The following is a 13514-nucleotide window of genomic DNA, read 5'->3' as shown; positions in this document are numbered from 1 at the left end:
CCTAAACCAGCCGGCTCTGTTTCACCGCTGCACCAATAAAGCTCGCAAACAGCGGATGCGGCTCGAACGGGCGGGATTTGAGTTCCGGGTGATATTGCACGCCAATGAACCAGGGGTGAGACGGGATCTCGAAGATTTCCGGCAACTGGCCGTCCGGCGACAGGCCGGAGAACAGGCCGCCAGCCTTTTCCAGCGCCTCGATATACCCGGCATTCACCTCATAGCGGTGGCGATGGCGTTCGGAAATGTCCAGCGAGCCATAGATTTCGGCCACCTTGCTGCCCGGCTTCAGGCGCGCCGGATAGGCGCCGAGGCGCATCGTGCCGCCCTTGTCGGTATTGGCATCGCGCAGGACCTTTTCATTGCCCTTGGTCCACTCTTCCATCAGGCCGACCAGCGGCGCATCGGTCTCGGGATCATTCTCGGTCGTGTTCGCGTCCTCGATGCCGGCCATGTTGCGGGCCGCCTCGATCACGGACATCTGCATGCCATAGCAGATGCCGAAACACGGCACCTCGCGCTCGCGGGCAAACCGCGCCGCCCGCATCTTGCCATGCGCGCCCCGTTCGCCGAAGCCGCCCGGCAGGATGATGCCGTGCACGCCTTCCAGAATGTCCAGCGGCCGCGCCTCGTCATCGAATTCCTCGGAATTGATCAGGCGGATGTCGACCTTCACCTTGTTGGCCAGGCCCCCATGCGCCAGCGCCTCGGCAACGGATTTGTAGGCATCCGGCACATCGGTGTACTTGCCCACAAGGCCGATACAGACATGGCCATCGGGATGATGGGTCGTGTGGGCAATCTGGTGCCAGCCGGTCAGGTCTGGCTCGGGCGCATCCTTGATGCCGAAATGGGAGAGGACTTCCTTGTCCAGCCCCTCGGCATGATAGGCTTCCGGCACATCATAGATATGGCCCACATCGCGCGCCTCGATGACGCTCGACGGGCGCACATTGCAGAAGCTGGCAATCTTGCCCTTCTCGTTTTCGGGAATCGGCCGGTCGCACCGGCACAGCAGCACTTGCGGCTGAATACCGATGGAGCGCAGCTCCTTCACCGAGTGCTGGGTCGGCTTGGTTTTCATCTCGCCGGCCGCCGGGATATAGGGCAGCAGCGTCAAATGGATGAAGCAGGCGCGCTCCGGACCGAGTTCCTGGCCGAGTTGGCGGATTGCCTCGAAGAAGGGCAGGCCTTCAATGTCGCCCACCGTGCCGCCGATCTCGCACAGGACGAACTCCACATCCTCGCCCGGATCGGACAGGACGAAATCCTTGATCTCGTTGGTGACGTGCGGGATCACCTGGATCGTCGCGCCCAGATAGTCGCCGCGGCGTTCCTTCTCGATGATGTGCTTGTAGATGCGGCCCGTCGTGATGTTGTCCGACTGGCGCGCCGAGACACCGGTGAAACGCTCATAATGGCCGAGGTCCAGATCGGTCTCTGCGCCGTCATCGGTGACATAGACCTCACCATGCTGGCGGGGGCTCATCGTGCCGGGATCGACATTCAGATAGGGGTCAAGCTTGCGCAGGCGGACCTTGTAGCCACGCGCCTGAAGCAATGCGCCGAGTGCGGCGGAAGCGATACCCTTGCCAAGGGAGGACACCACGCCGCCTGTAATGAAAATATAGCGGATCATGGGATCACCCTGATGCCGTGATTCGGTTGGGTTTGGCGCAGGGAAAACACCCGCGCCGCTCATTTACTGGGGATTGCCCTCGGTCGGGGCAGGCTCCTCTGCCGGGTCCGCCGTCGGCAGGTCGGCCGTCGGATCGACCAGTTCGGCCGGGGCATCGGTCGCCGGGGCCGGAGTCGGGGTTGTGCCCAGACCGTCCTGGCCTTCCAGCAGCGGCGCCGTCGGATCCAGCAGGTCGACCGGTCCGCTCGCACCCTCCTCGTCGGCGCCCAGCGCGCGCTCGACTTCGGTGCGCGTGTCATTGTTGCGATTGGCCAGCGTGGTCAGGCCCAGGCTGGTCAGAAAGAAGATGCCGCCAAACATGATGGTCGACCGCACCAGCGCGCCGGCTGCACCGCGTCCGGACATCAACGATCCGGCGCCGCCACCGCCGCCCCCGCCAATGCCGAGGCCGCCGCCTTCGGATTTCTGGATCAGGACCAGGCCCGTCATGACAAGACAGGCAATGATGTGGACGACGAGAATGACATTCTGCATGGCTGGTGGGTTTCCAGTGAAATTCAAGCGGCCCGCATATCGCCATTGGGCACGGACGCCAAGCCTTCGGATTCAGTCTTTGGTTACTTTGCTTGGGCGTAAATGGCGAGGAAATCCTCTGCCTTCAAGCTTGCACCGCCAATCAGGCCGCCATTCACATCCGCCACGTCCAGGATTTCAGCCGCATTTCCGGGCTTCATGCTGCCCCCGTAGAGCAGCGGGATCCGGCTCGCCGCGTCGGCGCCGAACCGGTCTGCCAGACGCGCGCGAATCGCCGTGTGCACTTCATCAATCTGCGCCGGGCTGGCCACTTCGCCGGTCCCGATGGCCCAGATTGGCTCATAGGCCAGCACGATCTGGTCCGCTTCGGCGCCGTCCGGGATAGACCCGGCAATCTGGCTGGCCACGAAATCCAGCGTCTCGCCGGCCTTGCGCTGGTCCAGGCTCTCGCCAATGCAGATGATCGGGGTCAGGCCGGCCCGCAGCGCGGCTTCCGCCTGCGCGGCCACGATCTCATTGGTCTCGCCATGATCGGTGCGCCGCTCCGAATGGCCGACAATCACATGGCTCGCCCCTGCATCGGCCAGCATTTCCGCGGAAATGTCGCCCGTATGCGCGCCGCTTTCGGCGGGATGGCAGGTCTCGCCCCCAATTTTCAGCGCAGAACCGTGGACCGCCTCGGCTGCCAGCGCCAGCAGCGTCGCCGGCACACATAGCAGGGCCTCGACCCCGGCCTTGCCCTGACCCACGCCTGCAGCAGCATCGCGGATTTCCCCCAGGCTGGCCTTCAGGCCGTTCATCTTCCAATTCCCTGCAATAAGTGTTCTGGTCATAAGCTGTCCCTATCTTGAAAGACCTAGCGGGGTCGCCTAGCAAGCACTGGACCATCGCTCAACTGCCAGAAAGACGCTGCCGACATGCTAGCCCTGATGAAAAGCCTGATGAATTCCTTCGTCGGCAAGATTATTATCATGATCATCATCGCGGGGATGGCCTTCTGGGGCGTGGACCAGATGTTTGCCCAGCTGCGCGGCGGACTGGGCTCCGACATGGCCAAGGCCGGCAGCCGCGGCTTCGATGCCGCCGTGTTTGACCGCCGCGTCGAAACCGTGCTGCGGAACATCAATGCCGAGGCCGATGAGCCGATGACCAAGCCGGAATTGCTCGAGGACGGCCTGATCGACCAGATCTTCCAGCTCGAATCCGCCAAGCTGACCCTGCTCGGCTATGCCGATTCGATCGGCGTACGCCCGTCCACCGATGCCGTGGTGGAGGAACTGCGCAACACGGACGCCTTTAAGAACCCGCTGACCGGCTCGCTCGATCTCGATACGTATCGCCAGGCGCTCTACAATGCCCGGATCAGCCAGCAGGAATACGAGCAGCAGCTCTCCGACGATCTCGCCCTCAAGGCGATGCGCGAAGGCACGATCGCGGCCATCAATCCGCCGAGCGCCCTGACCGCGCTGCAGGCGCGTTACCTCACTGAACAGCGCAATGTCGCCTGGTTCGTCCTCGACACGACCAGCCTGCCGGAACCGGCCGCGCCGACCGAGGAGGATGTCCGCGCCTATTATGACGAGAACCTCGAAGCCCTGAAGCAACCGGAACGCCGGATGATCGACGTGCTGCGCATGTCGGCCGAGGATTTCCTGTCCGAGGTCACCGTCACCGACCAGGAAGTGGCCACGGTCTACGAGGCCAGCAAGTCAGAGCGCTATTCCGAGCCCGATACCCGCACCTTTGTCGAACTGCTCTTCTCGACCCGCGAAGCGGCCCGCACGGCCTTTGGCCTGCTGGCAGGTGGCGCAGACCCGGCCAGCCTCGAAGGCGTTGTCTCCCGCGAGACCCGCACAGGCCGCCGGGAAAGCGTCTCCGACCCCATTCTCGCCGAAGCCATGTTCGGCGCCGGCAAGCAGAGCGGCGCCCTGTTCGGCCCCAGCGAGCGCGGGGACCAATGGCTGGTCGCCCGGCTCGTCTCGGTCCAGCCAGGCGCGGTCTTCCCCCTGGAACAGGTTGAAGAGGAAATCCGTGACCAACTCGCCCGCGAGCGGGCCGGCGTGGTCCTCTACGAAAAGATGGAAGCCCTCGATCGCGCCATCGGCGCCGGCTATCCGCTCAGCCAGATTGCCGAGGAAGTCGGCGTCCCGCTGATCACCTATGCCCCGGTCGATCAGTCCGGTCGCACCCGTGAGGGCGTCCTGATGGCAGGCCTCGTCCAGGCAGGCGAAGCGTTCCAGCAGGCCTTCGAAGTGCCGGTTGGCGAAACCAGCAACCGGTTCGACATTGGCGAAGCGAGCTATCTCGTGTCACCCCGCAAGATCATCGAAAGCTACACCCCGGAATTCGAGGAGCTGCGCGAGGAAGTCCGCGAAGGCTTGGTCTTCCAGCGCCAGCAGGATGGCGTGCAATCCGCGCTCGACGATCTGAAGAGACGGATCGAGTCCGGCGAGACCACACTCGAGGCCGAGGCCCGCGCCGCCGGCGAAGTGGTGGAAACGCCCCTCGCGCCGGTCACCCGCCGCACGGCCGGAGAAGCCGGCCTGCCCAATGCCGCGCTCGGTCCGATCTTCACCGGCAAGCAGGGTGACGTCTTCACGCTGCCCAGCCGGGACGGCAATGCCGTCATGGTCATGCAGCTGACGGACATCACCGAACCGAGCGACGAGGAGATGACGGCGCTCTCGTCCATCGCCCGCGCCAGTCTCACCTCGGACCTGTCCTCCGACCTGGCGCAGGCCGTCGATGCCGAAATCGCTGCCGCGATGAAGCTGCGCACCAATCAGGGCGCCCTGAACGCCTACAAGGCCTCGATCTCGTCGGACCAATGAGCACGGCAAGACTGATCGTCCGGCGTCGGATCGGCGACATCGAAACGCCGGTCGCGGCGATGCTGAAACTCGGCGCGGAAGCGCCCGGCAGTTTTCTGTTTGAATCCATCGCCGGCGGCGAGCGTCTCGGCCGCTATTCCTTTATCGGGCTGGAGCCGGACCGCTGGTTCCGCATCCTCGATGGCAAGGCACAGACCGCCAGCAATGCAGGTTTCTCCGACGCCCGGACGCTGGACGGCGAACCGGTCGAGGCCCTGAAAGCCTTCGCCCGTGACGCCCGTGCCGAGGCCGATGAGGCACTGCCGCCCATGGCGTCCGGCGCCTTCGGCTATGTCGGCTATGACATGATCCAGTATGTCGAGCCGGTGGAAATCACCAAGCCGGACATGCTCGGCGTGCCGGAGGCACTGCTGGTCATTCCGCGCATCGTCATCGTGTTCGATCACATCTATCAGGAGATCCTGCTGATCGGCCGCATCGAAGGCGGCAACGAGGCAGAGATCAACGCCCTACTCGATGATGTGGAAACGCGACTGGAGCGCCTGCCCCAGATGCCGCCCAAGGATCAGGAACCGGCCCCGGTCGACCTGCAATCCAACACGTCGAAAGAGCGCTATTTCGAGATCGTTGATCGCTGCAAGGAGTACATTCGCGCAGGCGACATCTTTCAGGTTGTGCCGAGCCAGCGTTTCTCCGCGCCCTTCCCGCGCCAGTCGATCAGCTATTATCGCGCGCTGCGCCGGCTGAACCCGTCAGCCTTCATGTTCCACATGAACCTCGGCACGGTCAGCCTTGTCGGCTCCAGCCCGGAAATTCTGGTCCGTGTCCGCGATGGCCGAGTGGCCATTCGCCCGATCGCCGGCACCCGCCCGCGCAGTGGCAATGACGAGGAAGATGCCCGCCGCGCCGCGAGCCTTCTGGCCGATCCGAAGGAGATCGCCGAACACCTCATGCTGCTGGATCTTGGCCGCAATGATGTGGGCCGCGTTGCCGCCTATGGCAGTGTGACGGTGACGGAGCAATTCATCGTCGAACGCTACTCCCATGTCATGCACATTGTCAGCCATGTCGAAGGCGACCTGCGCGAAGGGCTCGACAGTGTCGACGCCTTGTTCGCAGGCTTCCCGGCAGGTACTGTTTCCGGCGCACCAAAGATCCGCGCCATGCAGATCATCAACGAAATGGAATCCCATCGCCGCGGCATCTATGGCGGCGCTGTGGGGTATTTCGGCTGGAATGGCGATCTCGACACCTGTATCGCGCTGCGCACCGCTGTGCTGAAGGACGGCCAGCTGCACATTCAGGCCGGCGGCGGGGTCGTGCTCGATTCCGACCCCCAGTACGAATATGACGAGACCGTCCACAAGGCAGGCGCCCTTAAGCGCGCAGCCGAACTGGCAGCAGCCTATGAGTTCGACCAATGAGCCGGAAGAAAATCCTCGTCATCGACAATTATGACAGCTTCACCTGGAATCTTGTCCATTACCTGGAAGAGCTGGGCGCCCAGACACGCGTTGTCCGCAATGATGAGCTGACCGTGGAGGAGGCGCTTGCCAGCGGCGCGGACGGCATCCTCCTGTCTCCTGGCCCATGCTCCCCGAACGAAGCCGGCATCTGCGTGGCCCTGATCCAGCAGGCTCCGGACGACCTGCCGATCCTCGGCGTATGCCTTGGCCACCAATCCATCGGCCAGGCCTTTGGTGGCAAGGTCATCACCGCGCGCGAAATCCGTCATGGCAAGCTGTCAGAGATCCGTCAGACCGGCGGAGACCTGTTCGAGGGGCTTCCGGACACCTATCAGGTGGTTCGCTACCATTCCCTCGCCGTCAAGCCGGATGACCTGCCGGACGCGCTGGTCGCAGACGCCTTCACCGAGGATGGCGAAGTCATGGCCCTGCACCACAGGACGCGGCCGGTCTACGGGGTGCAATTCCATCCGGAAAGCATCCTCACCGAACACGGCCACGCCTTGCTGAAGAACTGGCTGGACCGGCTCTAGAAACGCACTTCGAAATGCTCACCAATGTCCGGTTTCTCATCGGTCAGATTGGCCTTGGCAATTTCATACACGAACTTCGCGCCGCCCTTCGACGTCCAGACTTCTCCATGATCGAGTGACAGTTTCAGCAACAGCACGTCCGGGTCCTGCTTGCCGTCTTCGTACCAGCTGGCGGCAATGAAGCTCCAATATTCGTCGAGCTTTTCCTTGTTGATCTCCGGCGTCAGGCGGCCGGACAGGCTGGCATAGAGGCCCTCCTTGTCATTGCACAGGACATAATGCGCCTGCCCGCCCTTGGCGTGTTCGGCCATGTAAGTGCCCTTGGCGGTGATGAACCAGAGTTCGCGCTGGCTCTCATCCACATAGTGGGACATCGGCACCGCCCGGCCATCGATCACGAGCATGCCGGTGCGGCAGTCTTCGAGACGGTCCCAGAAGGTTTCTGTCAGGTCCTTGTCGGCGAGTTGGGTCATTGGGGAAGCTCCATGTGGGGTTTCCTGTCCAACGCCTGCCTGCCTGCGCGGTTCCGCATGCCCGCGGCACCTCATACAGAAAAAGGGCCCCGAAGGGCCCTCTCCCGATACGGATGAAACCGGGCCTATTCGGGCTTGCGGAAGCGCAGTGTCATACGGTCGGATTCGCCAATGGCCGCCATGGCCTCGCGTTCGGGCGTGCCTTCCTCGGTCGTTGCGAAGGACGGCGCCAGACGCCAGACAATGTCTCCCGGTCCGGCATCATCGGCGGGATTGGCGTTGATCTCGCTCGACTCCTCCAGAACGAACCCGGCCGTTTCGAAGGCGTCAACGACGAAGCTGGTCTTCAGATAGCCCGCATTGCCATCGGCCCACTCATCCGGCGTGTCCTCGGACGCCCGGTGCTGGACCACACCCACAATGCCGCCCGGTTTCAGGATCCGGTACGTCTCGTCAATTGTCTGGGACAGCGTCCTCAACTCACCCTCGGTACGGTTCAGATTGTGCAGCGCCCGGATGAACAGGACCGCGTCAGCCGCCTCCTTCTTTTCCGGAGACATGTGAGTCATCTTGTAGTCGAACACCGACGCTCCGGCGTCGCCGAACCAGCCTTGAGCCGTTTCCTTCCACGTTTCCAGGCGTTTGAGAATGCCGTCGACCCGTTCTTCGGTCGCATTTGGCAGGATCAGCATCCAGATCTCGTCCGGATAGTGCGCGCCGATCAGGGTGCCTTCCGGGCCGAGATACGGGATCAGGATCTTGGAATACCACCCGCCCCCCGGCAGGGCCTCGATCACCGTCATGCCGGGCTCGATTTCGAAGAATTCGAGTGTCTCGCCCGGGTGACGCCATTCATAACGCGCCTTCACCTCGTCTGGCTGCATGTCGAGCGCGGTGGCCAGCGCATCGGCCGCAGACGTGTCCATCTCCTCATCGCTGGACTCGGCCGTTTCCGACATTTCGGCTTCAGCGGTCCGGTCAGCCTCGCGAGTCGCTTCAGCGACCAGAACACCAACTTCTTCCTCGATTGTCTCCTCGGCCGCAGCGGCGTCGGCCGGCTCATCGGCTGGCAGCATCTGGCAGGCGCCCAGAAGCGCGAGACCTGCCACGCCGGCAAACATCAGGGATCGTTTCATTGCTCGTCCTCCATCAGGTGTTATTTCTCTCGGAAATTCCCCACTGAGGTGAGCCTACCCCAACATGACCGCCATGGCGACTGCAGGCCGGGCAAATCGGGATGACGGCTTTGTGAACGCGACCGGTGCGGCGAAGACGGGCTTGATCTGGACCGGCCGGACACCCTATTCAGGCCCGGCCCCAAAGACGGATGACGACGCATGACGCCAGACAGCCTTACCCTTGCCCTGCAGGCGATCGCGCGCCGCCAGCCCCTCGCGCCCGATCTGCTTGAGGGCGCCTTTGACGATTTGCTGTCAGGCGAAGCAGCCCCCGAAGAGATCGGCGCCCTGCTGATGGGCCTCGCCGTGCGCGGGGAAACGGCGGATGAACTGGCCGCCGGCGCGCGCATCATGCGCCGCCATGCGCGCAAGGTACATGTCGAGGGACCTGTCCTCGACACTTGCGGCACGGGCGGCCTGCCCTGGAAAAGTCTCAACACATCCACCGCCAGCGCGCTGGTCATCGCCGCCTCCGGTGGCCGGGTTGCCAAGCATGGCAATCGCTCGGTTCCGCCCAAGACGGGCTCCGCAGACGTGCTGGAGGCGCTTGGCGTCAATCTCGACGTCGATGAGGACACATTCCTCGCCTGCCTCAACGGAGCCGGTGTCGCCTTCCTGTTCGCGCGCAGCCATCACAGCGCCATGCGCCATGTCGCCCCCGTCCGCGCGACGCTGGGCATCCGCACCATCTTCAATTTGCTCGGACCGCTCAGCAATCCCGCCGGCGCCGAATACCAGGTGCTGGGTGTGTTCGCGCCGGAATGGGTCCGGCCGATGGCAGAGACCCTGTCGCGCCTCGGCACCAGGCGGGCCTGGGTTGTCCACGGGATGGACGGGATCGACGAGATTTCCATCGCCGGCACGACCCGCGTCTGCGAGGTGGCTGGCGATGATCTGCACGAATTCGAGCTGACCCCTGCAGATGCCGGTCTGGAGACCAGTCCGCTCTCCACGCTTGAAGGCAGCAGCGTCGAGGACAATGCCCGCGCGATCACCGACCTTCTGGACGGGCAGGAAGGCCCCTTCCGGGATGTGGTCCTGCTGAATGCCGCCGCCGGCCTGCACGTCTTCGGCAAGGCCGACAATCTGAAACAGGGGGTCGCCATGGCCGCCGAGGCCATCGACAGCGGTAAGGCCCGCCAGACGCTGCGCACCCTGTCCGCCCTTTCCAACGGGCAGGTCCCGGAATGAGCACCGCGCTGGATCGTATCGTCGCCTACAAGGCCGAAGAAGTCGCCGCGGCCCGTCGGGCGGTGCCACTGGCCGAACTGGAAGCCCGTCTAGCGGAGGCGAGCCCGCCTCGCGGCTTTGCCCGCGCCATGGCCATGGTCAGCGCGCTGGATGAGAATGCGCTGATCTGCGAGTTGAAGCGCAAGAGCCCGTCGGCGGGCGACATCCTGCCGGGCGCCGACCCGGTGGAAATAGCCCGTGAGTACGAAGCCGGCGGCGCAGCCTGCCTGTCCGTCCTGACGGACGGTCCGAGTTTCGGCGGCAGCCTTGAGGATTTCGCGGCCATCCGGTCGGCCGTCGCCCTGCCCATGCTGCGCAAGGATTTCATGATCGACCCCTATCAGGTGGTGGAGTCGCGGGTGCATGGCGCCGATTGTGTCCTGGTCATCATGGCCTGCCTCAGCGACGCGCAGGCCCAGGAACTGACCGACCTCGCCATGCGGCTCGGCATGGATGTGCTCCTCGAGACCCACAATGAGGAAGAGCTGGAGCGAGCCCTTCAACTGCCCTCGCCCCTGATCGGGATCAACAATCGGGACCTCAAACGCATGGTCACCGACCTGTCCACGACGGAGCGGCTCGCCCCGCACGTTCCCGGGGATCGTGTTCTGGTGTCGGAAAGCGGCATATCAACCCCGGACCATATCCGGCGCCTGCGCGCCACCGACGCCCGGCGCTACCTGATCGGCGAAAGTCTTATGAAAATGGGCGCAAACCGTCAGAGCAGCGTTACACAATTGAGGTTGGCCGGCACGAATTGACCCGAAGCATGAACACATGTAGAACATAAGTGAACACAGATTCGCTTCAAGGGAGCCCCCCGTGCTGACTAGTAAACAAAAGGAATTGCTGCTCTTCATCAATGAGCGCATTCAGAAAACCGGCGTTTCGCCCTCCTTCGACGAGATGAAGGATGCGCTGAACCTCGCCTCCAAATCCGGCATTCACCGCCTCATCACGGCCCTGGAAGAGCGCGGCTTCATCCGCCGGCTGGCTCATCGGGCACGTGCCCTGGAAGTGTTGAAACTGCCCGAAGCGGTCTCCTCGGGCGCGCCCCGTGGCCGCAAGGAATTCAAGCCGGCCCTGGTCTCCACCGGTCAGCCCGCCCCCGCGCCCAGCGCCCATACGGTGCCGCTGATCGGGCGCATCGCGGCCGGCCTGCCCATCTCCGCGATCCAGCAGGACAATGGCCAGGTCAACGCCCCGGACGGCCTGTCTGAGGGGGATGAGCATTTCGCCCTCGAAGTCCAGGGCGACTCCATGATCGACGCCGGCATTCTGGAAGGCGACATCGTGATCTGCCGCCGCACCGACACCGCCAATACGGGTGACATTGTCGTCGCGCTGATCGATGGCGAGGAGGCAACGCTGAAACGGCTGCGCCGCAAGGGGGCCTCCGTAGCGCTGGAAGCGGCCAACCCGGCCTTTGAAACCCGCATCTTCGGACCCGACCGGGTTCAGGTACAGGGCCGTCTCGTGGCCCTGATCCGCCGCTACGACTGATCCATCTCCCGAACACAGGGCTTCCAGGGCCGCGCCTGACAGGGTGCGGCCCCTTGTATTGGCGCCCCGTCCACTTTGAGGGTCAGGCCGCCTTGCCGCAGCACATCGCCCCAATCAATGCCTGCGGCGCAAGCTGACGGCCCTTGGGCCGGGCGGTGATGCTCTCCGGGCAACAACACCCAGTCCGCTTCGGATGCCGGCATGCAGACCGGCGTCGTACTGTCCGGCGCCAGCAGGACGATCCGCCCCATCTCCGTTTCCAGCCTGCACGGCCAGGCCTCACACAGGCCGGATGGCTCCAATTCGCTGAAGCGCATCGGCGACAGACCGTCCCCCTCGATATAGCGGATCCGTTCCACCTCGCCGCCCGCCATGCGCACGAACACATCGCCGGAGGGGGACCAGTGCACCCCCATCGCCGGCACTGCCCACCACAGCCAGAGTGCCGGCCCGCTGATCAATGCCGCCAGGATCCACCGCCACAGCCCTCGCGCGAGAATGGCCACTGCCAGCGCTGCGCTGAACAGGACCAGCGCGGCTTCGGGCATCTGCTTGCCCGGTGACAGACCGTCTGGAGCCTGCGCCGTACAGGTCTCGGCAATCCAGAGGATCGCTTCCAGGGAATAGCCGAACACGCGCAGGCCGATATCGCCATAGCCGAATGGCGCTAGGATCAGCGCCGCCGCCGCAGCTGGCGCGCTGACAAAGGTGATGACCGGCATCGCCGCCAGATTGGCGATCAGGCCGAGGCCGGCCAGACGGTCGAAATGGTAAAGCGCATAGGGCGCGGTTGCTGTCCCCGCCACCAGCGATGTCACGGCAAGCGAGGCCCAGCTATAGCTGACGCTGCCCATGATCCGTTCGGACCGGGCCCGTTTCGCGGTCCAGGCCTCATAGGTGGCGATCAGCGCACCGGATGCCGCGAACGACATCTGGAAGCCCGGTGTCATCACGCTTTCCGGCTGCAGCAGGACGACCAGGATCATCGCGATGGCGAAAGAGCGCAGGCTCAACGCGGCCCGGTCGAACAGCACGGCACCAAACACAACCGCCAGCATGATGAAGGCCCGCTGGGTTGAAACGCCTGCACCCGATATCACGAGATAGGCAAGACTGGCGGCCAGGGCGATGATCGCGGCCGGTTTCTGCACGGGCACGCGCAGCGCCAGCGGTTCGACCAGCGCCAGCGCGCGCCGCATCAGATAGAACACCAGGCCCCCGACAATCGCCATGTGCAAACCGGATATGGCCAGCAAATGAGCCAGCCCCGAATTGCGCAGCGCTGTCTGGTCCTCGGTCCGCATATAGCTGCGGTCTCCCGACACCAGCGCCGCCGCAAATCCTCCGGCCCGGTCTCCGGCGGCCAGATTGACATGCGCAGCCAGTTGCCGCCGGAACGCCGCCACCTTCATGCGCAGATCGGCCAGTACCCCGCCGGGTGCCCCCAGCGCCCCGCCCCGGCACCGGCCCTGAACATATCCAACCGCGCCCAATTGCTCGAACCAGGCCTGCCGCCGAAAGTCATACTCCCCCGGCATGGACGGCGAAGGCGGCGGGCGCAGCACGGCCCAGCAGCGCACAAACCGTCCCGACGAGACTTCCAGGCGGGATCGATGGGTCAGGCGCACCGAGTGCGGGGTTGCGTCCGGCGCCAGCCCCGCCACAGCGTGAACATCGATCCGCAGGCGCGGCCCCTTGGTTCCGGTCTCGACATCAGCCAGCCAGCCTTCGACCATTACAGGGCCGGTCTGGCCCGCAATCACGGGCGCGGCCACGCTATGGGCCCGCAGCATGGCAGAGCCAAGGCCGAGCCCCGCCCCAAACAGGACCCAGACCACAATCTGCAGGATTGCCGGCCAGGCAAACCGCCGGGCCACAATGAGTGCAGACACGCCCCCGGAAGGCGCGGCCAGCGCCAGCCAGACCGGTGGTTCGGCCGAGGCAGAGAAATAGGCAGCTGCGCCTGCAGTCATGGCCAGGGCCAGCAACAGGGGCTGTGCATCAATGGCTGACATGGACAGGATATGCGGCCAGCGCACTGCATCCGGAAGGGTCGCCCCCTTGCCATCTGCAAGGGAGTTGTGTTTGTGCGGCGCAAGATCAAATTCCGCAGACATCAACCGGAGC

The 13514-nt window shown here is 64.3% G+C and carries 13 protein-coding genes; 7 read left to right on the top strand and 6 right to left on the bottom strand.

The window, feature by feature from the left end:
- Nucleotide 1: 1 nt before the first annotated feature.
- The 3 genes from HF955_RS14340 to tpiA form a co-directional block, all read right to left on the bottom strand.
- Nucleotides 2-1639: a CTP synthase gene (locus HF955_RS14340; RefSeq protein WP_291075992.1), complete on the bottom strand. Its 1638-nt coding sequence runs from the start codon at nt 1637-1639 to the stop codon at nt 2-4.
- 63 nt (nt 1640-1702) lie between these two features.
- Entirely contained in the window at nt 1703-2173 is a 471-nt protein-coding gene (gene secG, locus HF955_RS14335; protein ID WP_027839948.1) for a preprotein translocase subunit SecG, read from the bottom strand.
- 83 nt (nt 2174-2256) lie between these two features.
- Nucleotides 2257-3006: a triose-phosphate isomerase gene (gene tpiA, locus HF955_RS14330; RefSeq protein WP_291075990.1), complete on the bottom strand. Its 750-nt coding sequence runs from the start codon at nt 3004-3006 to the stop codon at nt 2257-2259.
- A gap of 96 nt (nt 3007-3102) precedes the next feature.
- Between tpiA and HF955_RS14325 the strand changes: the two genes are divergently transcribed.
- From HF955_RS14325 to HF955_RS14315, 3 genes are read left to right on the top strand one after another with little or no spacing between them, the layout of a single operon-like run.
- Entirely contained in the window at nt 3103-5004 is a 1902-nt protein-coding gene (locus tag HF955_RS14325; protein ID WP_291075988.1) for a SurA N-terminal domain-containing protein, read from the top strand.
- Complete coding sequence (gene trpE / locus HF955_RS14320) at nt 5001-6428, top strand: anthranilate synthase component I (protein ID WP_291075987.1); 1428 nt, start codon at nt 5001-5003, stop codon at nt 6426-6428. Before HF955_RS14325 ends, trpE begins: the two co-directional genes overlap by 4 nt.
- The gene (locus HF955_RS14315; RefSeq protein ID WP_291075986.1) at nt 6425-7003 is read left to right on the top strand and encodes an aminodeoxychorismate/anthranilate synthase component II; all 579 of its coding nucleotides are present in this window, start codon (nt 6425-6427) and stop codon (nt 7001-7003) included. Before trpE ends, HF955_RS14315 begins: the two co-directional genes overlap by 4 nt.
- Here HF955_RS14315 and HF955_RS14310 read toward each other — a convergent pair.
- On the bottom strand, nt 7000-7476 hold the full coding sequence (locus HF955_RS14310) for a pyridoxamine 5'-phosphate oxidase family protein (RefSeq protein ID WP_291075984.1): 477 nt from the start codon (nt 7474-7476) through the stop codon (nt 7000-7002). The two genes, HF955_RS14315 and HF955_RS14310, sit on opposite strands and share 4 nt — an antisense overlap.
- A gap of 125 nt (nt 7477-7601) precedes the next feature.
- On the bottom strand, nt 7602-8612 hold the full coding sequence (locus tag HF955_RS14305) for a hypothetical protein (RefSeq protein ID WP_291075983.1): 1011 nt from the start codon (nt 8610-8612) through the stop codon (nt 7602-7604).
- Between the two features lie 73 nt (nt 8613-8685).
- Here HF955_RS14305 and HF955_RS14300 point away from each other — a divergent pair, with 73 nt between their 5' ends.
- From HF955_RS14300 to lexA, 4 genes are all read left to right on the top strand, one after another.
- The gene (locus HF955_RS14300) at nt 8686-8817 is read left to right on the top strand and encodes a hypothetical protein (RefSeq protein WP_291075981.1); all 132 of its coding nucleotides are present in this window, start codon (nt 8686-8688) and stop codon (nt 8815-8817) included.
- A complete protein-coding gene (gene trpD / locus HF955_RS14295) occupies nt 8814-9845 on the top strand; it encodes an anthranilate phosphoribosyltransferase (protein WP_291075980.1) in 1032 nt (343 codons plus the stop codon). Before HF955_RS14300 ends, trpD begins: the two co-directional genes overlap by 4 nt.
- Nucleotides 9842-10645, top strand: coding sequence for an indole-3-glycerol phosphate synthase TrpC (trpC, locus tag HF955_RS14290; RefSeq protein ID WP_291075978.1), 804 nt, complete (start codon nt 9842-9844; stop codon nt 10643-10645). Before trpD ends, trpC begins: the two co-directional genes overlap by 4 nt.
- A 61-nt stretch (nt 10646-10706) precedes the next feature.
- On the top strand, nt 10707-11387 hold the full coding sequence (lexA, locus tag HF955_RS14285; RefSeq protein WP_291075977.1) for a transcriptional repressor LexA: 681 nt from the start codon (nt 10707-10709) through the stop codon (nt 11385-11387).
- On the opposite strand, the gene HF955_RS14280 is transcribed toward lexA, so the two are convergent.
- Entirely contained in the window at nt 11378-13504 is a 2127-nt protein-coding gene (locus HF955_RS14280; protein ID WP_291075975.1) for a ComEC/Rec2 family competence protein, read from the bottom strand. The genes lexA and HF955_RS14280 overlap by 10 nt on opposite strands.
- Between the last annotated feature and the right edge of the window lie 10 nt (nt 13505-13514).

The organism is Hyphomonas sp. (assembly GCF_017792385.1).
GTDB lineage: Bacteria > Pseudomonadota > Alphaproteobacteria > Caulobacterales > Hyphomonadaceae > Hyphomonas.
Note: the sequence above shows the minus strand (reverse complement) of the source record. Positions and strands in the feature narration are given on the sequence as shown.